The sequence below is a fragment of the Erwinia psidii genome, from assembly GCF_003846135.1.
GTDB lineage: Bacteria > Pseudomonadota > Gammaproteobacteria > Enterobacterales > Enterobacteriaceae > Erwinia > Erwinia psidii.
Genome location: NZ_RHHM01000003.1, coordinates 261,781 through 287,435 on the forward strand (window position 1 = coordinate 261,781; position 25,655 = coordinate 287,435).

Below are 25,655 nucleotides of genomic sequence, written 5' to 3' on the forward strand. Positions count from 1 at the left end.
ACTGACGGGAGGGCCTTTTTCCCTCCTGAATCAGTGGCTATCAACCCTGTTTACATTAATTCCATCGCCATTACCTCCCCATCCATAGTTTGTCCCATTATAAGTGTATGCCTGTCCGGCGTAATTGACGTTAAGATTCACAGCGTATCCTCCTGTATGATTACGCCAACAGTCATCTGCAATTGTTGCATTACCAAAAGCGATGCTCCGATCTGTTGCGACCGAATCAAACGAGTTGGGCAGATCGGCTGAAGTATCATTGGAATTGTGAGTCGCTTTCACTCTGGCAGTAAGTTTCATTGGGGTAAGAAGTCGCTTACCACCAAAATTGATACTCCCCCCGTTAGCAATAACGTTATTCGCATGATAGCGTCCCATATAAGACTCCCTGCATGAACTGTCAACGCCTACACTGGTTCGGGATTCGAGATAATGATTAATCGTTAATGATGACCATATCTCATTAGGCTTCAGATTTGTAACAATGATATTGGACGACACCAAATTTGTTTCCAGGTTAGCGTATCCTTTGGCAACCAGTTCCACATGGACTGTTCTGCCCCATAAATTGGTATCTGGGTTGAAGGTCATAGTGTTGTTTGCCAAAGGTGATGAAACGTCAGACTGCTTCAGTATATTACCGTTGGTATCTTTGATATAAACCACCGCACTGTTCGGTCTACTGTATTCATCAGTGATACCCGCGATCCAGTTAAGCGTGAGCGTATCGTCAGTAAAGACCGGCGTCCACTTATCAAGGCTGCCGTTAGCTCCCTTACTTATATAGGATATATTTCCGAGGCTGACGGCGGGTTTGGTATACACCACCACATCATAGTAGCCCGTACTGGCGTTATAGTAGTCATTCGTCGCTACCGCCAGCGTCAGACGCGCCTGCCCTTTGCCAACATTGCCCTCTACCACACCGGCGGCCGTTAGATTCACCACGCTGTCATTGCTGGATTGCCAATTCAGGCTTGCTTCCGGGCCGAATACCGTTATCGGATCTTGCAGGGCAAACGCCAGCTGATCCGTCGTTTTCACCTCGCTGTTGGCAAATCTGATGTCAATGGTAGCCTTCTTCAGTACGTAGGTGACATCCGATGAGGCCGCCATAAACTGGTCAGTTTCTGCGGTGCTGACACTGACCACCGTGGTGCCGGGTTTCACCGCCGTCAGTTTGCCACTGTTGCTAACAGAGACAACCGCAGAGTCACGGGTCGTATAGACCGGCGTCAGCAGTTTCTGTGCATCGCTGTTACCATAGCTGGCAGTAATGGTATGCTCCACACCGTCACGCCACATCGCGGTGACCGGTTCACCGCTGCCTGCTTTCAGCTGCGGGTCTGCTCTGGTGACTTTGATGTAATAACTGGCCATCGCTGCGGTATATTGTGAATTACCCGGCGTATAAACAGAAACGCTGGCCTCTCCCGCTTTTAACAGGATGAGTTTTCCGTTGCCGTCCACGGTTGCCACACTGGTATCCGACACCGTCCAGATCTGCGGCAAACCCGCTGGCATACCGGTGACAGCCTGCGATTCGGTGAAGTTACTGGTCCAGACAGTGTTCTGCTGCGCGTTGGCAAAGCGTAAATCCGGTATAATGGCGCCAACAACCACCGTGACAGAATTACCCACGGTTTTGTTGTCTGCCTGAGCGGCAAGCGTCACTTCACCCTTGGTGGTTCCGGTTCCGGTTGCCACATAGCGGCCGTCTCCCCGATCCGTCACGGCACTCAGTGCAAAACCTGGCAAGGTGTTTGCCCCCTGAATTACCACGGTTTTACCGGTGACAGGGTTACCGTAGCGGTCCTCCAGATAAGTGGTGAGCGTCACAGTATCCTTGCCATCAGAGCCAATCATGGTTTTGTCGGCAGTAAGGGAGGCCAGGCTGATATCACCCGCCACTACGCTAACCGTCGTCGCCTGCATGGCATTGTCTGCATCCAGCAATGCGGTCATTTTAAGCTGACCGGTGGTATTACTTAACAGCGTCGTTTTTGCAATACCATTACTGTCAGTCCTTGACGTTGGCGCGAAGCTTTCAGCCTGACCACGAAGCTGCCAGGAAACCACCACATTCGGAAGGACGTTGCCATGGCTGTCCACCACAGTAGCACTGTAGGTTACTCCCGTACTGTCACCGGCAGTCACCCTGGTTCTGTCCGGTGTAACTGCCGAAATCTTCCAGCTGTCAGGATCACCGTTGATGGTTAGCGTACGCGTCTGGCTGAAGATTTTAGTTCCCACCTTCACGGCGAGTATTGCTGTACCTGCCTTGTTACTGCTCACATCCATGGTGTAGCGGCCCGGCGCATCACTGCTTTGCTGGCTTGCCCCAACGCTGGCGGCTACATTAGCACTGCTACCGCTTACGGTCTGGCCAGACAGCAAATTGCCATTCTTATCCCGAAGGATAAGCACCAGTGCCGCCGTTTCTTTGCCCGCCGTGATAACGGACGGAGTAAGCGTCAACGTTGAATTGCTTTCATCTGCCTCCCCGGCGCTGAAAACAACATCAGGAGCAGAGGTGGTTCCCGATGGCAGAATCAGCTGAACACTTGCCGTCCCGGCAATCAGTCGTGTCAGCGTAACCCTCGCCGTGCCCGATTCATCGCTGCGGGTAACCTGGGCCTGCAGGATACTCCCCGCATTCGTGCTCCAGGTGACAGGGATACCGGCCCCCAGCGCATTGCCATTGCTATCGGTAAGTAATGCGGAAAAGGTCACTGTTTCACCCACCCTGGCCGAGGTGGGCGATACGGTGATATTGCCTTTAACCACCGCTGCGGTGTTATCTGCCAAAATCGTCAGGCTGGCTTTCTGAGCAACGCTCACCCCATCCACCACAGCGGTTAGCTCTGTGATCCCGGCTTTTTTACCCATCACCTTCGCTTCATAAACCCCCGGTGAAATTTCTGTAAGCGTCGATATGGTCATTTCAAGTGCAGATGAGAAGGTCAGACTCACTTTATCTTTCAGGCCCGACAGCAGATTGCCCTCAACATCCCTGGCCGTGACGCTGATCGTCGCACTGCCTGATTCCGCAATGATACTGGCAGGTGATATGCTCAGGGATGACTTCGCTGAACTTACCGTGCCGGCAGTGAAAATGGCTACCCTGTCAGCATTGTGCAACATCCCGCCGCCCAGCATTGCGCTAATCTGCGCCTGACCTGCCGAGCGACTGCTCAACCTTATTTCTGCTACACCATTTTCGTCCGTGCTACTGATACGAGACGAGAGGTTGCCAAGGCTGGTATCCCAGCCCACAGCTACGCCCTGTAGTTTTGTGTTGCCATTAGTGTCTTTGACCTGCGCACGAAACGTCACCGTTTCCGCACCGTTTGCCTGTGCAGTATTGCTACCGGAAATGCTAACGCTGTCAATCACTGCCGAATCCTGACTGGCAAGCAGCCCAAGAGAAGTCTGCAAACTTACATTGTCACTGGTTGCGGTAAGGGGCCAGCTTCCCTCGCGGGTTCCGGTAACTGTGGCCTGATAAACCCCCTTGCCTGTTTCTTTCGCAACAAAGGTAATACCGGATGCACTGTCAGTGGACCAGCTTACCGTCTGGCCGGGTACAGGATTGTTCCAGCGATCTTTCAGGATAAGCGTAGCAACTGCTCCAGCCTTACCGTCTGCCGTGATGGTTTGCGGTGACACCGTCAGAGTGCTGTTATCCTGAGCAGAGATCGTCGGGCCAAAAGTTACCTGTGCCGACCCCGTATTGCCGTTGTAAAGCACAGCATTTACCGTGGTAAGTTGCGCCTGTGTGCCGGAGAGCGCCACTACAGCCTTACCCTGCGCATTGGTTACACTTAGCGGATGGCTCAACTGATTGTGGTTTGACTGCCAGGCGACGCTGATATCCTCCACAGGATTATTGTGTGCATCCACCACCGTGGCGGTGAGCAGGACCGGATTACTCTGACCCGCTATGGCTGAGGCGGCGTCGGCGCTGACCGTCACCAATGCCGTTTGCGTGTCCGCCAGCGCCTGCAAAGACAATGTTTTACTGGTGGCATTCTCCAGGCTGGCTGAAACGGTGACATCGCCGGCCTGAGTGCCGCTCAGTGTGGCGTAGGCAAAACCATCACTGCCTGAAACCACTTGAGCCGGGGTAATGATCGCGCCTCGATCGCTGCTCAATATCACCTTGATATCAGAAAGGGGATTACCGTTTGCATCGTCAACCCGGACACTCAGGCGCACCGTATCCGTTCCGTTCGCGGTTAATGTGGGTTTGTCACTGCTTAACTGTGCCACTCTCGCACTGCTTTTATCTGCAACAAAGGTGAATGGCGCGGCTGCACTGGAAGACGCATTGGTTGAAGCCGTCACCACAACATTGGTCAAGGCCTGAGTACTGGTTATGGTTGTTTCCGCTATTCCCTGACTGTCAGTCCGCGTTTGGTTCTGGCCAAAGGCCACCGTGCTGTCATCTTTATTGGACTTCCAGTTAACGGGAATATCAGACAGGGGATTACCGTTCTCATCTTTGATTAATGCCCTGAATGTCACTGCGGTTTTACCATCAGCAATACCTGATGCCTGTGCAGCATTGACCGAGATGACCAGTGCGGTTGCACTGTTGGCGATAAAAGCGGTTTCTTTTACCATTTGGGTATTGTTCACACGGGCTGTCACCCTGGAAAGTCCTGCAACCGTACTGCTCAGTAACGTCGTGGCACGCCCATTTGCATCAGTAAACACCGAGTTGTCAGCCATAACAGCACCGTTGTCCGCGCTGAAGACAACCGGCAGATCGGGCACCGGATTACCATTAGCGTCAGTGACCACAGCGCTCACCGTTTTTGATGCTTTGCCATCCGCCACAGAGACCTCTGGCTGGATGCTCAGATTGTGCTCTGTCAGCTGTGCGGTGGCATGGTCCGGCTGAAAAGCCAGTTTGACAGTTTTACTGCCAGCGCCGTTGATGCTCACGGTAACCGTGCTTTCTCCGGCATGAGTGCTGGTAACAGGCACGTTAACCGTACCATCGTCACCGGTTTGCACCTGTCTGGCTATCGATGCACCATTATCTGCCTCCAGGTAAATATCCTGCCCACTGACAAGGTTATTATGTGCATCAACCACAATAACTTTAATGACGTTCTGCGCCTGACCATCAGCAATAGCGTTATCAGCCACTACCTCAAGCGAATCCACCAGCGCGGTGGTTTTATCCGCGAGCAGATTCACTCTGCCTGAGGCAAAATCTGCATCACGCGCCACAGGCGTCAGCGTAAAGACCTCAGGCAATGTGCCTGCTGTGATGGTAATGACATACTCGCCCACCGCCTGACGGACAAACGCTGACACCACGGTATCGCTGGTGCTGCGGAGCGGGCTGTTTTTTCTTACACTGATTTCATCAGCGCCAATATCAACCGGATTACCCTCACGGTCATTGACCCGCAGAATAAGCTGTTGCTGTGTTTTGCCATCGGCGGGCAGCTGAATTTCAGAAGGAGTAAGTGAACTGAGGTGAGTATCAATCGCCGCCTGACTGACGGTTATCAAGGTACTGGCGCGCCCTGAGCTGTTACCCTGCTGGTCGACCGCCACGCCCTCAACAGGGTAGGTGTTGATGCCATTTTCCGCCGTCTGATAATTCGGCAGCACTACCGTGTAATCACCCTTGTTATCGATAATGTTTCCCCCCGCCGCAATCAGCGAAGGCGCCGTCCAGTTGATATGAGACAGCCCGTACTTGCTGTTTACCGACGCGCCCAGCGATTTATGCTGCCCGGCATATCCCGTCAACTGCTGAGCGGTTCTGAGACTGATAACCTCTTTTTTACGATATTCCAGAACAATATTATTATTACGCTCAACCAGATCGTAACGGCTGTTCATCAGACTGCGCATGGCTGCCACCGCTTTGGGGTCTGTCTGCACCCGCCACGGTATGCCCAGCTGATAGTTCATATTCAGGCCAACGCGTGTATCGTTTTGCCCCGCGCGCCCCAGGCGCTGTTCTGCGTTTAACGTCATCAGCGGTACCGGGGTATAGTTCAATCCTGTGGTGAGGGCGTAAGGGTTACGCTGGCGTTTATCCCGACCAAACAGCGCCACTTCATTGCCGTAATACTGCTCCAGGGTGAGATTACCACCCAACTGCGGCAGGTGAGGAAGCCAACCCTGCGCGCGGATATCCCAGCCATTTGCCGGGCGCGCCTCATAATCAGTCAGATGAGGTGAATCTTTCCAACCGGTCATGCGTAAATAACCATTCATCGCCATTCTGACAAAATCACGCCAGTACTCAACTCCTCCGCCCACCCGGGAATGCTGCTGGGAAAGATCATGGTCAAAAAATGTATTCACCCCGAACATCGACTTATCATAAAAGTAGCGCACGCCCGCGCCGAGATTGGCCTGATTACGATCGTCGGTGCGGTGCAGACTTTTTTGCGAGAAAATAAGCCGGTTATTTTTTTCATGCAAAGGTAAGAGCAGGTCAATCTGGGAGCCCTTAAGAGAAAGATTTTTATCGGTTTCAAGTTGTACCCGCGCGGTGCCGAAACGGCTCATCCACTGCTGAACTTCAGCACTGGCCGCACTGGACGCCATCCCCCGCGCCAGCGAAGCGGCAGCCTGACTGTCAGGCCGGGTTGCCAGAAAAGCGCCAGCCTGTGAGGCATGTCGCGCGACCTTTTCTTCTGTCGGCCCAGGTTTGCTGACCGTGGATGCCCCTGCAAGGGCTGCCGAGCCGTCATGCCACTGAACTTCGGGAAGCGGGCTTAATGGCACGTCCAGCTCATCGCCAGGCTGTAAGCCTTCAAAACCACGGGCAAATGTATGAAACTGGTTCAGCTTCTTCAGCGCCTCAGGTGTCATATTGTATTTTTTCGCCACGGTGGTGGAGGTTTCTCCCGGTGCAAGGGTATAGGGCCGGGTTTGCATCATCGACTGCCCGGTAGTCAGAAGGCGTTCCGAACTTCCCGCACCGGCACTGACCGGGGTAAAAGCAGCGGCAAGCGGAAACACAGTTTGTATACCAATATTCAGCCATACAAACAGTTTTATATGAAATGGGACTTGATCCCTGTGTACTGTCTTCACAAATTATCTCCACAGAAAAGCCTTCCGCTGATGGCAGAAAGAAAATAAGGCAGTGAGCTGGTGTTACCCCCACCAGGTATAAATAAAGCCGTGATAATTAATTGGGCTTTAAACACTTTAAAAACACGAAAGAAATTTTATTACTTTAAGAAAGCTAATCAGATTAATCAAAGCGTCAAATTCAGAAAGTCCGGGCATTAATAGCATAAAACCAACGTCAGTTTTAATATATTGATACTTATTAGCCTTAAGCTTCGCGATCTTATCGTAAAAAAGCTCCTTCTGTAGATTTGAGTGGCAAGAAACCCGTTCCGGTGATACAAAAAATAAATAAGCGAAGCTGACTCTTCGCGCACCGGAGTAACCGGGGATGTTAACGAAATTCAAGACATGTTTCCTGAATGCAGGCGTAAATAGTAATTACTAAAAACAAAATCCCATACTATCTGCTTACAAAGCCAGTAATAAGTGGATCGATAAAGGGTATACCTGCAAGATTATTTTCTTTTGCACAAACCAGGCGATGATACTAAGGCTCAGCAGATTACACCCCAATAATATAGTTTATTCACTTTACCCCGACAGGACCAGGCTGATAACAAATAAGAAGTAAAAATTCACCAAACAATTAATAGCATAGTTCAGCGAGCAGGTCTTCCATCCAGGGAAATTCATACCTCACTGTTAAGGGAACGTTTAAATAAGAAGTATGATATAAATGAGTTAAATGTAAAAAAATAAGGGTATAGAAAATGTTCCCGTGCTGTTCAACCAGGATTTATATATGAAGAACAGTCAAGAATCAGCCACGGCTGTACTTAAGCCGTTGAGGGCAGCAATGGTATTATGAGAATAAAAGTCGGCATTCAACGAATAAAACAGACAAAGGAGTACATCTGTGATGGATCTGTATCCACCTCCAGCTATGCTGCAGGATTGTGTAATGTATCCACAACATTCAACCTTTAACTGGGTGTTGTCACCAGGGGGGAGAGGCGTATCATCGTCACACGTAAGGAATATATCGCTATGGACACAGCCAGGCATATGCCGGGCTGTGCCCATAGTGGAAAGGAATGAAAAATGTAAGGACAGGAGCGCCTGTTTAACGGGCACGTCAATTGTCCTTACAGTGTTCAGAGGCAGGCTGGAAGATATCGTAAAAAGATCCGAAGCAAATAACTAATTACGCTGCCAGCCTAAAAACTGGTCATATTTGCGCAGGGCAATACGGTAATTGTTGTTACCGGCATCCGGCAGATCATTTTCAAGGCAGGCATGCCAGCTGGTCCCGTTGAGTTTCTCCAGCGGGAAATTACGTGCAGAGAGCATATCGTCAAGGCGACGCAGGCGAACAACATATTCGCGGATAGTACTGTGGCTCATCTCGGTCTGCTCAAACAGGTACTGCTTGAACGCCATGATGTCGAAATAATTTGGATGGGTGTTGCAATAGATATCACTACAAAACCGGCATAACGCGGTCAGTTCAAGCTGAAGCTTTAACCAGACCTGCTCATCGATCAACTGATCCATCCGGGCAATGGCTTCTTTATTAATAATTTGCCCACGAAAGACCAGCGCCATTCGATCCAGCACTTTGCTGCAATGGGAACAGTTACTCTGGCTGTGTTTATAGTCTTTTAAATAACGGCTCAACGGCCTAAGTTTAGTTTTGGATCCCATAATGGAGTCCCCAATTGCTGTTAAGTATGCAAAACTGACTCCTTCAGCGCGCGGCCGTTAAACGGGTACGCAGGCGTTTGATCGCCTGACTGTGCAGCTGACTGACGCGGGATTCCCCGACCTCCAGCACTGCGCCAATCTCTTTCAGGTTCAGCTCCTCCTGGTAATAAAGTGTCAGCACCATTTTCTCCCGCTCAGGCAAAGCCTCGATCGCTTCAATGACGCGTTCACGCAGATTCCCTTCCATCAGCTGATGCAGCGGATTGGCCTCTTCATGCCCATCCGTCACCAGCTCCGCACTGTCACCGTGTTCCTCACGAAATTCGTCGTAAGAGAACAGCTGGCTGTTGTTGGTATCCAGCAGGATCTGCCGGTACTCTTCCAGTGACACGTCGAGTTGTGCCGCCACTTCCTGTTCGGTCGCTGAGCGCCCCAACGCCTGCTCAACCTGATGCATCGCGGCTGCCACTTCACGTGCGTTACGACGAACGCTTCGTGGCGCCCAGTCCCGGCTGCGCAATTCATCCAACATTGCACCACGGATACGTTGTACGGCGTAGGTGGTAAAGGCCGTTCCCTGTAACGCATCGTAGCGTTCCACCGCGTTCAACAGACCAATGCCACCTGCCTGTAACAGGTCATCAAGTTCAACACTTGCAGGTAATCTCACCTGTAAGCGAAGGGCTTCATGGCGCACCAGTGGCACGTATCGCTGCCACAGCGAGTTTTTATCCATCACGCCACCGGCGGTATATAGATCGTTCACTCTGACTATCCTGCGTTAGTTAAGTTATCGGCACAATTATCGGTTTCTGTAGTACAGATTGATTGGCTGAATAACGGTAAAAAAGGCAGGCTATTTCAATTTTGCGTCGCAGGCCGTGGATTAAGCCACCCATTAACCTTTAACGGAATTTCTGCAATCTTTCACGGGTGGCCTGGGGGACCTGTGCCCACAGCGCACACACTTTTCCTTCCAGCGCCTGATAGAAAGACGCCAGCGTCTGATCTTCCTGCAACGCACTGCGAAACCGCACCACGCCGCTTATGCCGTCAATCGTGATCCGACGACTGGCGAACAGGCGCTGCAAATCACTGCGCAAAAAAAGGCCGTTATCGGTATGGTTATCCACCAGCGAACCCAGCTCATTTTCGCGCATATCAATATGGCAGGCTTCCACCCAGGGCCAGCTGTTCTCATCCGTCAGCAGCGTACCGGTGATCACACAGGCGCCGTAGCGTTGACGCACCGAACTGTTAAACTCCTGCTGGCTGGCTCGTTGCCACAGCCGGGCCTTGACCCGACGTCCAACCCGTGTCCCCTGGATAACACCGGCCGCCGGTGGCAACAACGGCGAAGTCAGTACCACGATAAACTGTAGCGGACGGGCATATTCAAAACAGGGTTGTGACTGATGGTTGTAAAGCTGCCAGTACTCTTCCTCATCCTCGGTACGTAGCAGCATCAGCGTATAGCCGCGCTGTTGCAGCAGGCTTTGCGCCATGATTGAGGCCGGATCAAGCATCGCCAGTACCTTACTTTCCCCCATTACTTTCCACGTATTCCAGGGGGCAGGCTCTACCGGACGGCGGAAGTAGAGAAAGCTCTCCTGATGCTGCAAATAATGTTCAAAGCGCGCGAGATAATTTTTTCTTTCGTTATCATTGGCAATAAACAGCAGGTCCTCCAGCGGGATCTGACTGTCTTTACTGGCAAAAACGGCACGGATTGTCCGGTTTTTACTCAGGGTTGACGGACTGAGTAAGCCACGACTGGTTAATGATTTATCGTCGGGATAGCGCTGGCTGTAGCGTTCGCTGATTTCGTCAAACGACAGCAGTGCCCCCGGTAACAGGTCATAATTGAAACGCATCGGACACTCCAGAAAAGTAAAGGGTTCCACACCATGCACGGCATGGTCGTCAACTGCGCACGGCACGGTGGTGACATGAAGAGGTTATCGGCAGGATGTAAGGTTTCTGTAAAGATTTACCGTTAACCCGCGAAGAATTTGTTTTTCCGCCAAAAGGGAAGATCAACAGGCTTCCTGCCAATGATAAACAGTATAAAAATACGTTTATTCTCTGAATTGAAAGATAAGCCTTGCGCTAGCATTGCTTCAGGCATTCCCTTTCGGAACATTCCATGAATACATTTATTATTTGTCATCAGAATTTACCCTGTTACCAGGTTCCACCTGATGCCAATATCGTCTGGCTTGGCAACTCCATGCCAGAAAATCCCCAGGGCCTGAATATTATTCCCGGCTATGAATTCATTGATAATGCGCAAGCATTGCATCAGCAGCTTTCAGGCGCGATTGGCCCGATGGTGATCCGCAATATTGTACAGAAGATGAATCTGACCGATGGCAATATTACCATCTGGCAATACAGGAAATTTGTTACCCGTGAAAAATATGGCACACCGTCGGTTAACTATGGCGGAACCCATGATGTTGGCACAGAAGAAGTCTCGCAACACCCCATTATCCCCCAGCTGGCGGAAGGCCGGGAGTATATCGCCTCGACCCCAATGCAGTTGGGCAATCTGTATCAGCAATACGCCAATTTTCATCATGTCAGTGATTTACTCAAATATACCGCGCTGGCAGTGGATCTGGGGGTCATCAGTGAACAGGACAGCTTCCTGTTTCTTAACTGCGCCCATCTGATTATCGGCGGTATTGAACTGGGCACCTATCCCGTGAGCTGGTGGCAATCGGCGTTTGGCCGCCTTCAGTCCGTCTCGTTGATGTTTATCGAAAAATTTACGCCCTTCAACCAGACTGACCCTTATCAAAAACGGGCCGTCGCTTTCTGTCAGGAAAGGTTAGGTAGCTATCTGTTATTAAAGGAACTGAGTGCCACACACAACAATAACCTTCCTGTGGGTCTGTTTGGTGTGGTGCACACGGTAACAGAAAACGGCGCTTATACACGTGGTACATAAGCCCTCTTTAGAAGGATAAAACGATGAAAGTGGTTATTTTAGCGGGTGGCCTTGGTTCCCGGCTTTCAGAAGAGACGGTTATTCGCCCTAAACCCCTGGTTGAAATTGGTGATAAGCCGATCATCTGGCACATCATGAGCATTTATGCGCATCATGGTTTTAAAGATTTTATCGTCTGTGTTGGTTATAAGGGCTACTTACTGAAAGAGTATTTTGCCAATATCGTTCTGCATCACAACGATATTACCGTCGATTTATTAAATAATAAGGTTGAATACCACCACGGGTCTGCCCCGGACTGGAAAGTGACGCTGGTTGATACGGGGAACAGTTCGATGACCGGTGGCCGCCTGAAACGAATTAAAGAATATCTCGATCCCGATGCGCCTTTTATGATGACCTACGGTGATGGCCTCGGTGATATTAATATTCAGGAAGAACTTGATTTCCATCGTTCTCATGGTCTCCAGGCCACCATGTGCACCGTCGTGCCTCCGGCACGTTTTGGGACCATTCATTCTGATGGTTATCGCATTACCGACTTTTCTGAAAAACCGGTCGATCATTCAGCCAGAATCAACGGCGGCTTCTTTATTCTGGAGCCTGCCGTATTGGATTTAATCGAAAATGACAGTACCGTTTGGGAAACCGGTCCGCTGGAACATCTGGCCAGAAGCGGCCAGCTGGCCGGATTTATGCACGATGGTTTCTGGCAGCCAATGGATACGTTGCGGGAAAAAATCCTGCTGGAAGATCTGTGGCAGAGCGGTGAGGCACCATGGAAAATATGGTAACGCCAACCTTCTGGTGTGGAAAAAAAGTGTTGGTTACCGGCCACACCGGGTTTAAAGGATCGTGGCTTACTCTCTGGCTGCTGAAAATGGGTGCAGAGCTGGAGGCGGTTTCTTTACCTAATAATCAACCTGAATCACATTACAATGTCGTTCACCGCCAAAGCAGGATCATCGAACATCTGCTGGACATCCGTGATGGGCAGGCGCTGGAAGAGATGATTGCCCAATCCGACGCGGAGATTGTTTTCCATCTTGCGGCACAGGCGCTGGTGAACGCCTCTTATGTCGATCCGCTGAATACCTTCACCAGTAACGTGAATGGCACACTGAATCTGCTTAATGCTGTCCGTTCTTCAAAAACCATCAAAACGGTTATCGTCATCACCACCGACAAGGTGTATGCAAATAATGATGCACCGGACAACGCCTTTAATGAGAATGATGCGTTGGGTGGCAACGACCCTTACAGCGCCTCGAAAGCGATGACCGAACTGCTCTGTACCTCTTACCGGGAGAGTTACTTCCGTAAACAGGGGATTGTGCTGGCAACGGCGCGGGCTGGCAATGTGATCGGCGGCGGTGACTGGTCTGAAGACCGTCTGGTGCCGGACTATTTCCGCGCGGTAAATCAACAGCAGCCTTTTACCGTTCGCTACCCGGATGCGGTGCGTCCCTGGCAGCATGTTCTGGAATCGCTCCGCGGTTATCTGCTTTATGCACAGTATCTGTCAGAGCACCGCGATACCTGCCTTACCGCGCTCAATTTTGGCCCGGACAGCCGCAACACCATCACCGTCAGCGCGCTGCTGCAACGACTGTCGACCCTCACTGAAAATGAACATGTGCCCTCATCTTCGGCCGTTATACCGCAAAACAGGGAAGCCCTTCATCTGTCCCTGAACTCGGCAAAAGCCCGTCACGCGCTGAAATGGTCACCGGCGCTGGATATCAACGACACACTGCAATTTACCAGCACGTGGTATCAGGCAAGTCGCCGTGCTGCCGATATGACCGCGTTCAGCCTGCAACAAATTGCCGATTATGAACGTCGGGTGATGGAACAACGCGAGATAAAATCATGAAGATCACTGAAACGCCGATTGCCGGCGCATGGCATATTGAAGCCACCCCCTTTATTGACAGTCGTGGCGCTTTTACCCGCACGTTTTGCCAGAAAACATTTTCCGCTTTTGGTCTGGAGACCACCTTCGTTCAGTGCAATCTGTCCAGCAATAAAAGCAAAGCGACACTGCGCGGTTTGCATATGCAAACCGGCGAGCACAGCGAAGTTAAGCTGGTCCGGGCGGTTGCAGGTCGGATTTACGATGTCGCGGTGGATTTGCGTCCCACTTCCCCGACTTATCTTCAGTGGTATGGCGTCGAGCTGTGCGCTGATAAACAAAACGCCTTTTATATTCCGCGCGGCTGCGCACACGGGTTTATTACCCTGGAAGACAACAGCGATCTCTTCTATCAGGTGTCTGACGAGTATGCGCCCGGTCACGAGCAGGGTTATCGCTGGGATGATGCCGCATTTGGCATTCAGTGGCCTCTCCACCCGGCAATCATCAGCGATAAAGACTGTGCTTATCCTGATTATGCCGTTCGTCTGGAACGCTGATGATGCGACATATTCTTCTCACCGGTGCGAGTGGTTTTGTGGGACAGGCGCTGCTGCAACAGCTGGCTAATAGTGACCTCTCCGTGACCGTGATCTGCCGGGAGCAAAGCCGCGATAAACTGCCCGCACAGAAGAATCTGCGACAGATAGTTGTCACCGACTCGATCTTTGACAAAGATGTGGCCTGGTGGCGCGAGCAGCTGAAAGGGATTGATACCGTCATTCACAGCGCCTGGTATGTCAATCCACAGGATTATCTCACTTCTGTGGAAAATATCGCTTGCCTGAACGGCACGCTGGCGCTGGCCCAGGCCTGCATCGGGAGTGGCGTCAGTTATTTTGCCGGGATCGGCACCTGTTTTGAATACGACAACCGTACGGACGAACTCAGCGTGGAGGCGCCGCTCAATCCTCAGTCGCTTTACGCCGCCAGTAAAGTGGCCACCTTTACGATGCTGAACGCGCTCTTTAAAAATACCTCGGTACAGTTCGGCTGGTATCGCCTGTTTTATCTGTTTGGTGCCAATGAAAAAGCGGGTCGTCTGGTGCCTTATCTGACCGACATGTTCAGCAACAATAAAACCGCGATCCTGAAACAGGCCAATCTGGTCAGAGATTATCTGGATGTGGATTGTGCGGCCGGAAAAATTATTAACAGCGTCCTTGCTAAAAACGCGGGGAAATTCAACGTCTGTTCTGGCGAAGGAACCCGGATTGGGGATCTCGCCCTGCGTATTGCTGCCCGTCATAACGCCACGCATCTCCTGCAACTGGGGGAAGTCTCTCCGTCTGAAACCACACCCCTGAAAATAATTGGCGTGTGCAATTTAAGAGATAAACATCATGAGATCCGCTAACTCGCTTTTTTATCGTGAAAACTATCCCCTGTTTCAGAACAGGATGTATTCCTCCCGTGAAGAGGGGATTAACTGTCTGAAAGGAGATATCGATCTGACCATCGACGGAAAGACCGGCATTATTTTCAACCGTCTGTTTGATGAGTCAGGAATGCAATACGATAAGGATTATCACAATGAACAGGGATTAAGCCACGCTTTCTCGCAACATTTACAGGAGGTGGCAGAACGGATTATGCGTGTGATGGGCAAGCAAAATATCGTTGAAATAGGCTGCGGCAAGGGTCTGTTTCTGGATATGCTCAGTGAAAAAGGGGTTGATATAACCGGCTTCGATCCCACTTACAGCGGCAATAATCCAAGGATCATCCCGGAATATTTTACTCAGGACACCCCGATTTCCTGTGATGGCATTATATTACGTCATGTGCTTGAACATATTAAAAACCCGGCTGACTTTCTGCATTTCCTGAAACAGGCCGCGCCGAAACACTGCAAAATTTATATAGAAGTTCCTGCCTTTGAATGGATCAGCAACAATAATGCCTGGTACGATATTTTCTATGAGCACGTCAATTATTTTCGTCTGAATGACTTCAGACGCTTATTCAGTGACATCATTGAAGGCGGCTATGTTTTTAACGACCAGTATATTTATGTTATCGCTAACCTGTCGGACCTGCGGGAAGTACCTGAAGTTAACGACACTGACGCTGATTTTTCCTTCCCGATTGAACAGCTGATTGCAGAGAAAGTCGATCGCAGCAAGAAAATTATTCTCTGGGGCGGCGCATCCAAAGGGGTTATCTTTGCGATGAATCTGGCATGGATGGGTATCAGTGTTGATCACGTTATTGATATTAACCCAAAGAAACAACACCGTTTTTTACCGGCGACGGGCATCAAAGTTGAATCACCTGACGAGGTGCTGCCACAGTTGGCCGATGGTGAAAACATCTATGTAATGAACTCAGGTTATCTGGCGGAGATTAAACAGATGACGGGACAACGCTTTAATTATATCACCCTCGACTGAGCGTGATTCTTTCTGGCAACGACCGGTCTGTCTCCATCAGATTAACGATATAAGACAGGCGGTTGCTGTTATTACCAGGCCGATAACCAGCCAGATCATCGATTCAGGCGGGGGTTTACGCTTGCGAAGTGCACATATCGCTGATGGTGAAACCTGCCAGATGCGTTCAGGAGAAAGCAGCCAGGCGAGGCTCTGAACGGGTCCGGGCAGTCAGATTGATAATGCCGGAGGCCTGGGAAAGTGCCATTTTAAAAGGGTTCATGTTTTGAACATGAACCCTTTATTACACCCACCCTGGCATCGATCAACCGACCGAGAAACCACTGGCATTAGCCACCGGGCAGCGAGGAAAACATGACTGACAGTTTAGTTTACCTTGTTCCAGGCCTGCTCCCAGTGTAGCCCAGTGCCTGGTGCATAGGCCCATGCTGCCCCGGCGCACCAGCCAGTGAACGGATGAGGTCTGCAGCTATAAACGCCACCCGCGGCGCTAACCCGGTCACCCGCTTTATAGGCAGTTCCTTCAACATAAGCAGGATAAGCAGGCGGCGGTTCTTTTTCACTCACTAACAGAGGGATGGCAGCAGTCGCCAGATATTGCTTATTATTTGCTGACGCCTCAAGGTGAACCTGATAGTTACCCGTTGCAACGTGCTGGGTATCCAGGTTAAACGTGGGCTGACTGCTGGCAGCCACAATATCTTCGTCACGCTTTAACGTCCACAGCCAACTGTCCGCATCAAAGTTCGCCTGCGACTGAAAAGTCACTTTTTCACCGTGCTCAACGCTACCTTTTCCACTGATGTGCGCTTCTGCTGGCAGTACGGTTACCGTGACGATTTTACTGTCCGTCACGCCATGCGAACCCGTCACGGTGAGCTGATACCTGGCTTTGCCGGTGGCGCCGGTCGGAAATGCCGCTCGCGCTACTGGTTGCCTGATTTCCTGAACGATCGGACCAGAAGCCACTTCCTGTAAACCAAAAGCGCCATTGCCCTCCAGGCTTCGCCAGACGGGATCGGTACCAATGCTTTTTCTGCCATCCAGGTTACGGATAGTTGTGGAGTTATGGCGAGCAATAATGCTGAAATCCTGCGGCACGATGGCAACCGGCACGACCAGGGCATCTTCATCCTGAGCATCTTTAATGTCATCTACACGAACGTGTGCGCCCTGTGCATCAACACGTAGCAGGGTAATACGTTTACCGGACAGAAGGTCATCCACCGATTTACCGGGCATCAGTGGTGCATCTGCCATGCCATTCGCGCTGCCCGGCGTTGTATCCACCAACTGGTTGGTAACATTCTGGCCAAAAGTGGCAATACGGACAATCACGCCATGCACAAAAGGACTGTCTGCCGACCAGTTTTCAAATCCACCGCTGGCCTGACGGTATTCCAACGTCAGATAACTGCCATTGCTACGCAAAATCCTTAGCGCTTTAACACCATGGCTGTTGGTCGCGTCAAAGAGGGGCGTTAATGTGTAACTACCGGATCCATTGACCAGTGGAAACTGCTCCGCGGTTAACCATCCTGCGTAAAGCACATAAGGCGCCGGATACAAACGGCGACCACCACCATTCATGGTATCGGAAGGATCCCCGACCGTAGTCCTACGGCATTTTTCGTCGATTTGTACCACGCCGTGGCTGTCCAGGCTACAGCCCTCCAGCGATGTGGCATGTGGTGCCCCCAGGTTATGACCAAACTCATGCTGCCACATCCAGTGACGTTCACCATTGTTATTGGCGATAATCCAGTTGCCGGGTATTTGCGCCAGTGCTGTCCAGGCACACGAGGTGGAAGGAATATCGATAAAGAAATAATTGTAACTATCGACGTCAATTCCTTTTTGCTGTGCCAGCGTTTTAGCCTGCCCAACCACGTCATTGGAACAGGTTGCAGGGCGCGGACCAAGGTTGATGTCACTGACCACATCGCCTTTTAATTCCAGTTTACCGTAAGATGAAAGTCGCACGGCACTGGCCAGTGAGCTGGTATCATTGCCTGTACCTAAGACTGCGGCTCTCATTCTCTCCAGCGGATTGGCAGCCCGATCGCTGTAGTGCGCATGCAGGATCAGAATTTTTCTTACGCCGACCACGGGACGAGTATGCAACGTATCCGGCATAGTTAATTGCCAGGTAAATTCATTGCTGCGGCTCTCTGACACCATCGCTAACCTGTTTGCGGTATGTCCCAGTATTTCTCTTCTGGCTGAGTCATTCCGAAATTTATTTCTGAGGGTATAAAATATCCCGTTATGGGCATCGCTGTGACGAGGGGTAATTTGCCATGCACGGTGTGATTGCAAACCGCTGCCGGTACAGTTCATCATCGTTGGTATGTTGGAAGTGGTTCCAAGACACTGTTCCTGACTTTGCCCTTTGAGCGCCTGACTGGTGATTTTGAAAAAACCAACCATCTGCGGTGAAACTTTCCAGTGCTGGCGCGGCACATTTTGGCAAGCCGAAAAAGAGATATTTCGGTTGTCTGCATTCAGCGTCATACAAAGATGATTGCCTGCCGACAGATCTTTTATCGTTGCGTATTGATGTTGGTTGCTGCTGCCCGTAAGTATTACCGCTTCATTATTATCGTTACCCTTAACGGTATCATTTTGCTGGGCCAGACTGTCTGTTATCACATCTTTATTTGCTTTTGCATAATCCGACGCAGGCGCGAGGGCAAGCGTCAGAAAGACAGAAAGCAACATCTTACTGAATTTAGACGGAGATAACATAACGGTGTTCTCAGTTATTTTCTTCGACCCGGAATTATATTTACCCTGCATTTGCATCTCTCCTGATACACCTGGTTTTCAATAACACATGACTCAAAGCCTGTTGCATCAGGCTACTTTACTGGCCATTTTCACCCCGACAGGACTCACCATCCTCACGCACTACCTCTTCGCGCCAACAGGACAGTTCCTGACACCTTATATTTATTGCGTAAAATTTTTTTGCATTTAAATAAAACCTGCTTATCTGCCTGGTATATTGCCTGACAGTGATTTTTCAGAAATCCCGATCCATTTATAAATATAAAAGTTTCCGAGGGATAATTAAAATTAAATCAACCGAATCAATAGCAATTGACACTGAATTATTGCAGATGCACGTATAAAAAAGCGATATCAAAAATCAACATCATGAGACTAATAATTGAGATGGCGAGAGTTTATTTGTTAACCGGACATCACCGCGCAAAAGCACCTGATAAAAAAGCAACAAAATACAAGTCAAAAGATCCAGCAATCGATAAAATATGAGAAAGGAAAAATCTGATTTTTCTTCTTGCTTATTTTACATGAAAAACAAAAAATCCACTTCAACAAGTAATACAGATAGTACCTGTCATTTAGTGACATGAAACAAACCAACTCAAATTATTTCTGCAACCAATACCACATAGGTAATCTTAACACCGAACCTGAGCCATCTTTTATTACTAACTGAAAATCACATTCCGTGGGCGTAAGGCCGACCGTTTAAATCGACTTGAGCTACCGGCATTATCCTCTGTTAAGGTGAATATTATTCAGTCACATTACTATCCTGTTGTTATTTCCCGCCCATAAGCAATATTCATCGATGTTGTCGTCCTGACGTATCGCACGGCAAGAGGCGTTATGGTAAAGAGTCAGCCTTTATCTGCATGTTATATTACGCATTATTGCCGTCATTTCCCCTTACGGAAGAGATGGTTTATGTGGTGGGATACGGTTTACCTTGTGGGACGGGGACATCACAGGGATAAGGCAACGAGGGAGGCAACATGCTACAACGGTTTACGGGGCTTATTACGAAACGGTTCCCCCACTCCACGGCTGAAAGATAACCGAACAGGCATCTGCCTGCCTGTGGCAAAACAGGTTTTGCCGGAGAAGATACAAGCAAGCGTCCGTTTGGTTCAGAACAACAGATTGGGCTGTTTTCGCAGCGAGGCTGCCTTGTAGCTTGTAGCCTGTTGCCCTGACAATTGCCACAAGGCAGATAAAAAATTGATAGGGTGGTTTCAGACGTCACTATTCAGATCCGGGAATTAAACCCGAAGAGTGAATTGCTGATTTTGTTGCTACTTAATTTAATTGGGAAATTTATTTTCCTGTCGGGTGTTTTGGAGATTCTCCAGCAGGCATTACTGTTGCAGGCAATCAGGACACGGACAGCACCTGATAACTCAACGTAAACGTAGCAGGTGAGAATGTTGAGCACCGTCGGGGGCGGGCAGACCGATTAACAGTCTGATAAGCAGACTCTTATTGTGCTGCTGTGCATGTTGCTACGGTTGATTTAAAAAAGGGCCAGACATCAATCACGGCAACAGATGAACCGCTTACAAAGGTAAAATGCGGCACGGTGCCGCATTTTCCTTAACCTGTTGGCTCAGCCCACCGTCCACGCCTTCAGCCATTGCGCGGCATTATCCCCGGTCAGCATCCAGTCCCGACGTAAGCGCGTCTGTAACTCGTCGCCCATTGCAGCGGTGGCATCCAGATCGTTGAGGTGTTTACGAATCGCATCACACCAGTCCTTGAAGCGGTTACGTACACGGGTGACCGGTAAATCGCCCCGATAGCATTCCACATCGCTACAAATCACCGGCACACCACAGGCACCGTATTCCATCAGACGCAGATTACTTTTACAGGCGTTGAAAATATTATCTTCCACAGGCGCCAGTGCCAGATCCAGATTCAGCGCCGCCAGCGTGGTCGGATAAATTTCAATATCAACACCATAATGAAGCTCATGAATGTAGGGACGCAGCTTGTGTGGGCACATCCCCATAAACACCCATTCAACCTCATTTGCGAACTCTTTAATCACATCAACGATCATCTCCAGATCGCCAGTGTGACTGGATCCCCCCGCCCACCCTACCCTGGGCTTTTTGCCCTGGCGGCGCAAACTTTGCAGGTTTCCCCACCACTGAACCGGAAGGCGGTTGTTCACCACCACAATTTCGTTATGCATCCCTTTGAATGCTTCAGCCAGGGGTTCGGTCGACACCACAAAGCGATCGAAGAAACCAAGGCTTTTACGCATTTTCTTCCACATATCCTGCTTGAAATCTTTATGGTGATGATTTTTTAACGGCACATTGAGGATGTAGTCATCCAGTTCATAGACCCTGAAGATATCCGTTGCCGCCACCACCGGTGCCATCCAGTTCTGGAAAATGTCCGAATAGCGTCGCTGAATAATCATGCTGTCCGGTTTGTGCTGGCCGATCTCCGCAATGGAGAGCAGGCGACTGTAGAGCTTACCGTTAGTCATCCCCTCCTGCTCCATCGCACGAAATGGCTGGATAATGCGGTAATGCCCGCATCCGGCGGTATCGGCATGATTGGCCAGAATGGTTGGTAATCCAGGACGCTTCACCGGGGACCAGCACAGGGCGCTGTCACTGTTCACATCAAACTGACGGCTTTTCAGCGAAAGATTGGCATTGAACGCCGGATCGTTAGCGATCGCCGGCAACCAGCGGCGGTAGAGCCAGCAATCCTCATCCTGTTTGAGTATTTTAACCGTCTGGCTGTTCTCCCCCTGAAATGGTTGCTGCCGTGCCGCCGGGCGAAGAATGCGGGCATACGGCGTCCATACCGTGAGGTAGCCCTGTTCGCGGGCGCGCAGGCAGAAATCAACGTCATCATACATCTGGGTACTGGTGTCAAATCCGCCAAGGGCATCATAAAGCTGACGACGGACCAGCATAAAATCGCCGGATACCGCGCTGTAGTTCTGATCGATTTGCAACCGGCCCAAATAGCTGGGCTGATCGTCAGCCATACCGCGAAACGCATCCCCCACGGCACCATTCACCCCAAGCAAATACCCCGCATGGCGAATACGGTACTGAGAGTTAAGCTGCTTGCCGCCGACAATACCCACTTCCGGGCGCTGTGCGTGGTTGAGGAGATTGTCCAGCCACTCACCATCCATCACCGCCAGCTCACAATGCAACAGAGCGAGATATTCCCCCCGCGCCACGGTGGCGGCGAGATTGCTCATTCCCGCATGGTGCCAGCTGTTGGGATAGTGCAGAACCTTGATCCTTTGCGGGTCCACATTGGCAATGCTCGCCAGCCAGCTTTCCCGCTCTGGGCTTTGCTGATTGTCCGCCACGATGATCATTTCATAATTGAGATAGCGGGTTTTCTCCAGCAGCGTGGTAACCGACGCGATCAGCGAAGGCAGATGCCAGTTTGCGAGGATAATTAATGAAACCAGTGGTTGGTGATCGTGTTGGTAACGCAGGCGATAATTACCGAAATTGTCCATTGCCACTTCACCTTGCGGATAGCCCCGGTTGGTAAGATGACGTTGCAGGATCGCCGCGTCCTCGGCAACCACCCGCTTTTTCAGCGTGGTCATCAGCAAGGGTTCTGCAAGGTGGCCGATAACCCCGAAGCCCTGGCTCTCGATCAGTTTGGCGATCAGGTCGAATTCACAGGCGTTTGGACAGGCCAGATCAAATCCTTCCGCAGCGGTCAGCAGCTCGCGACGGAACAGCCAGTGCTCAGCCATTGTTTTTGGCGAACTGAGAAACAGATCGAGGTTAAAATCGGGCCGGAAAGCAACGCCACCAGGATCGCCGTCTATGGCAAAAAATTCATCGGCATACAGGGCCAGCGTCCCGCCTGCGTCAGGCAGCGCGGTGGCAAGGGAGATCAGTCCCGACGGCAGGAAAGTGCTGCCTGCATCAACAAAAATAAACCACGCCTCATCGCGTCCGGTAAGCGCGAGGTTTATTACCTCCAGGCGATTTTCCGCCGTGGCCGGATAACAGCTCACGCCGGCTGGCACTCTGTCGACACTGCCGACAATCAACGGGGTCAAGGTCAGAAGACCGCTATCGATCCCGTTCAGACTCTCAAGCGTTGTATTCACTTTGTGGCGGGTATCGTCGCTGACGGTGATCACCACCCCAACGCTCACCGGACCGCCGCTTTCCGCCGCCAGCCCGGCGAGATAATCCTGCTCAAAGGGCCGCAGCTGACGCTGGGCCAGCCAGCCGTTAAGCTCCGACTGAATAAAATTGTTGTAGTGCTGCTGGCTGAAGTTCTGGTATCCGGCGGCATCCGGGCTGTGTATTGCCGCGACCCGCACCATATTGTGTGGTTTCTGAAACTGACTGAACCAGCTCTGCTGACGAATGAAGTGGAAAACCTTGTCACGGTTTGCCACCACTTTTTCTTCGTTATCACGTTGTCCCGGTTGCTGGTAAACGCTGGAGATACGGATGGTACACAGCGGCCTGTTTACCCAGCCCAACAATTTGCCGGGCAGCAATCTGGCATAAAGCACCAGCGCTTCCACTTCCAGCATATTTTCATCATTGATAGCGAACAGCGAACCATACTGCTCAATAAGGGACAGTAAATCAGCCCGGCGAAACAACGCGACGCTCATCTCACCAATGACGTTAAATCTGAGCGAGCACTGAAAACGTAACAGATCTTCACCGTTGATCAGCGCGTCACCATTGACCAGTGACGCGTTGGACAGGATATCCGGCTGGCGAACGTTCAGGCAGTTTGCGCGAACACGGCGGGTTGCCGCCACCGACACCTGGTCGTTGTTATGCATAACGGCAAGCGACTGACTTATTGTTTCTGGCTCCAGCCAGTCCGCGTCTGCAAGGAACTTAACGTAGTCCCCCTGCGCTTCCCGTACCGCATTTTCAAATACGCCCTCTTGCTCTTTCGGATGCTTAAAAAGGCGCACAGGATGACCCGACTGATTAAGATAAGGCCCGGCTATTTGCCCGATAAAGTTTTCACTACTGCTGTCGGCGATCAGAATTTCACAATTCGCATAATCCTGAGCCAGACTGCTTTTTAACGCCTGTTCAAAATAAGTAGGAATGCGCGCGATAATAATAATGCTGACTAGGGGTGTCCTTGACATGACTGGTCTGCTCCGGGGATCTGCCATCCCGGTTAAATGAAGGTGCCGGGAGTGAATGATGGTTTTTATGTTAGCGATTAAAGCCGCATTCAATCGCCTGAAGAAGGGGGTAAAAGCGGCGTATTCCCGCTATTCAGGTAATAAGGTAAGGGGAGTGATCTGGCAAAGCGGAATGGAAGAACAGCCTTGATATCAATGAAAAAAGGGCCGGATATCATCATACTGAACAGGTTCAGCCGATCATATCCATGCCCGTTTTATTATTACCCGCCCATTGCCATGCGTGGCCGGGCGGGTAGTTGCCTAAGGTTATTAGCCTTGCAGCAGAGACAGAACCTGCTGTGGAACCTGGTTAGCTTTCGCCAACACGGAGTTACCCGCCTGCTGAATAATCTGTGCTTTAGACATATTCGACACTTCCGTCGCGTAGTCCGCATCCTGGATTCGGGACTGCGCCTCAGACAGGTTAGTGGTGGTGTTGCTCAGGTTGGTGATAGCAGAATCCAACCGGTTTTGTACCGCACCCAGACTTGAACGGAACTTGTCAACCTGTGCAATCGCTTTGTCCAACAGGGCCAGCGGGTCAGATGTTGACGTACCGGTGTACAGATTGGTGTTACCTGTATCAGAGATATCGTCGATATCGCTGGTGCCTGAAGTCGCAGTGTCACCGCCGTTGGCAATGCCGCTTGACGCTACAGAGTATTCTTTGCCCTGTACGGTGACGAAGCCGACTGCGTTACCGCTGGCATCCGCACCCACTTTGATGGCCTGACCGGTCATCACACCGGAGGAGACGCCGTTGGTGCTGTCGCTGTAGTCAACTTCAGTGGTGTTCAGTTCTACCTTGCCGCTTGAACCTACAGACACAGAGTAGTTGTCGGTGCCGGAAGATACCACGTAGGTGCTGGTCGCGTTGCCGCTGCTGTCCAGCACGTTGTGCAGAGACAGACCAGAAGCTGCAACACCCAGATCTGATGCCACATCGCTCAGGTCAACGGTAGACATGGTGCCGGAAGAAGCGTCACCTACCTGAGTAATGGAGTCGCCCAGGCTCAGGGCATTTTTGTCAACGGAGAAGCCTTTCAGGCCCAGCGTCGAAGAGTCGATTTTTTGCAGGTCGATAGAGATGGTTTCACCATCATTAGAACCCACCTGGATTTTCATGGTACCGTCTTTAGCCAGTACGTTCACGCCGTTGAACTGAGTCTGACCAGATACACGGTCAATCTCGTCCAGACGGGATTTGATTTCGTCCTGGATTGAGGTCAGGTCGGAATCAGAGTTGGTGCCGTTCTGTGCCTGTACGGTCAGTTCACGAACACGCTGTAAGTTGTTGTTGATTTCAGACAGTGCGCCTTCAGTAGTCTGCGCGGCAGAGATACCGTCGTTGGCGTTACGGGATGCCTGAGTCAAGCCGTTGATGTTAGAAGTAAAGCGGTTAGCAATTGCCTGGCCTGCCGCATCATCTTTTGCGCTGTTGATACGCAGACCAGATGACAGGCGCTCAATAGAAGTAGACAGAGCAGACTGGTTTTTATTGATGTTGTTCTGGGTGATCAGCGAGAGGCTGTTGGTGTTAATAACTTGTGCCATGATAAAGTTTCCTGTTAAATCGAATCGGGTTTAAGTTGGTCGGGCTTGTTTGCCCCCCGGCTTCATCGCCGTCAATGTTGTTATCGTCTGCCCCTTCCGAACCTTTAGAATTTT

General features: G+C 50.8%; 14 protein-coding genes and 1 pseudogene. 7 read left to right on the forward strand and 8 right to left on the reverse strand.

All coding sequences use genetic code 11. The annotated features are described in order from the left end of the window. Window positions 1-30 precede the first annotated feature (30 nt). The 4 genes from EB241_RS05795 to EB241_RS05810 form a co-directional block, all read right to left on the reverse strand. Window positions 31-7,074 carry an Ig-like domain-containing protein gene (locus EB241_RS05795; RefSeq protein ID WP_124232261.1) on the reverse strand — a complete coding sequence of 2,348 codons (7,044 nt, stop codon included), beginning with the start codon at window positions 7,072-7,074 and terminating at the stop codon, window positions 31-33. A 1,182-nt stretch (window positions 7,075-8,256) separates the two neighbouring features. Further along, on the reverse strand, window positions 8,257-8,760 hold the full coding sequence (fliZ, locus tag EB241_RS05800) for a flagella biosynthesis regulatory protein FliZ (RefSeq protein ID WP_124232262.1): 504 nt from the start codon (window positions 8,758-8,760) through the stop codon (window positions 8,257-8,259). 43 nt (window positions 8,761-8,803) lie between these two features. After that, window positions 8,804-9,526: an RNA polymerase sigma factor FliA gene (locus EB241_RS05805; protein ID WP_124232263.1), complete on the reverse strand. Its 723-nt coding sequence runs from the start codon at window positions 9,524-9,526 to the stop codon at window positions 8,804-8,806. 139 nt (window positions 9,527-9,665) lie between these two features. Continuing rightward, window positions 9,666-10,634 (reverse strand): HNH endonuclease signature motif containing protein, encoded by a 969-nt coding sequence (locus EB241_RS05810; RefSeq protein ID WP_124232264.1) that lies wholly within the window; start codon window positions 10,632-10,634, stop codon window positions 9,666-9,668. Window positions 10,635-10,906: 272 nt separating this feature from the next. On the opposite strand from EB241_RS05810, the gene EB241_RS05815 reads away from it, so the two are divergent. From EB241_RS05815 to EB241_RS05840, 6 genes are read left to right on the forward strand one after another with little or no spacing between them, the layout of a single operon-like run. Continuing rightward, the gene (locus tag EB241_RS05815) at window positions 10,907-11,713 is read left to right on the forward strand and encodes a hypothetical protein (protein WP_124232265.1); all 807 of its coding nucleotides are present in this window, start codon (window positions 10,907-10,909) and stop codon (window positions 11,711-11,713) included. 23 nt (window positions 11,714-11,736) lie between these two features. Then, entirely contained in the window at window positions 11,737-12,507 is a 771-nt protein-coding gene (rfbF, locus tag EB241_RS05820; RefSeq protein ID WP_124232266.1) for a glucose-1-phosphate cytidylyltransferase, read from the forward strand. Next, window positions 12,492-13,589, forward strand: coding sequence for a CDP-glucose 4,6-dehydratase (rfbG, locus tag EB241_RS05825; protein ID WP_124232267.1), 1,098 nt, complete (start codon window positions 12,492-12,494; stop codon window positions 13,587-13,589). The genes rfbF and rfbG overlap by 16 nt, the downstream gene beginning before the upstream one ends. Next, window positions 13,586-14,128 (forward strand): dTDP-4-dehydrorhamnose 3,5-epimerase, encoded by a 543-nt coding sequence (gene rfbC / locus EB241_RS05830; RefSeq protein WP_124232268.1) that lies wholly within the window; start codon window positions 13,586-13,588, stop codon window positions 14,126-14,128. The genes rfbG and rfbC overlap by 4 nt, the downstream gene beginning before the upstream one ends. Next, window positions 14,128-14,985, forward strand: a complete 858-nt coding sequence (locus EB241_RS05835; protein ID WP_124232269.1) for an NAD-dependent epimerase/dehydratase family protein — start codon at window positions 14,128-14,130, stop codon at window positions 14,983-14,985. Before rfbC ends, EB241_RS05835 begins: the two co-directional genes overlap by 1 nt. Then, the gene (locus EB241_RS05840; RefSeq protein ID WP_199737311.1) at window positions 14,972-16,021 is read left to right on the forward strand and encodes a class I SAM-dependent methyltransferase; all 1,050 of its coding nucleotides are present in this window, start codon (window positions 14,972-14,974) and stop codon (window positions 16,019-16,021) included. Before EB241_RS05835 ends, EB241_RS05840 begins: the two co-directional genes overlap by 14 nt. A gap of 31 nt (window positions 16,022-16,052) precedes the next feature. On the opposite strand, the pseudogene EB241_RS21325 reads toward EB241_RS05840, so the two are convergent. From EB241_RS21325 to EB241_RS05850, 3 genes and pseudogenes are all read right to left on the reverse strand, one after another. Then, window positions 16,053-16,268, reverse strand: a pseudogene (locus EB241_RS21325) (IS4 family transposase); the annotation flags it as partial. A gap of 119 nt (window positions 16,269-16,387) precedes the next feature. Then, the gene (locus EB241_RS21065) at window positions 16,388-18,820 is read right to left on the reverse strand and encodes a hypothetical protein (RefSeq protein ID WP_199737312.1); all 2,433 of its coding nucleotides are present in this window, start codon (window positions 18,818-18,820) and stop codon (window positions 16,388-16,390) included. Window positions 18,821-20,417: 1,597 nt separating this feature from the next. Then, complete coding sequence (locus EB241_RS05850) at window positions 20,418-23,945, reverse strand: glycosyltransferase (RefSeq protein ID WP_124232270.1); 3,528 nt, start codon at window positions 23,943-23,945, stop codon at window positions 20,418-20,420. 55 nt (window positions 23,946-24,000) lie between these two features. Between EB241_RS05850 and EB241_RS21760 the strand changes: the two genes are divergently transcribed. Next, complete coding sequence (locus EB241_RS21760) at window positions 24,001-24,135, forward strand: hypothetical protein (protein ID WP_267900666.1); 135 nt, start codon at window positions 24,001-24,003, stop codon at window positions 24,133-24,135. A gap of 122 nt (window positions 24,136-24,257) precedes the next feature. Here the strand turns inward: EB241_RS21760 and EB241_RS05855 are convergent, their stop codons facing one another. Further along, window positions 24,258-25,541, reverse strand: coding sequence for a FliC/FljB family flagellin (locus EB241_RS05855; RefSeq protein WP_124232271.1), 1,284 nt, complete (start codon window positions 25,539-25,541; stop codon window positions 24,258-24,260). Window positions 25,542-25,655 lie beyond the last annotated feature (114 nt).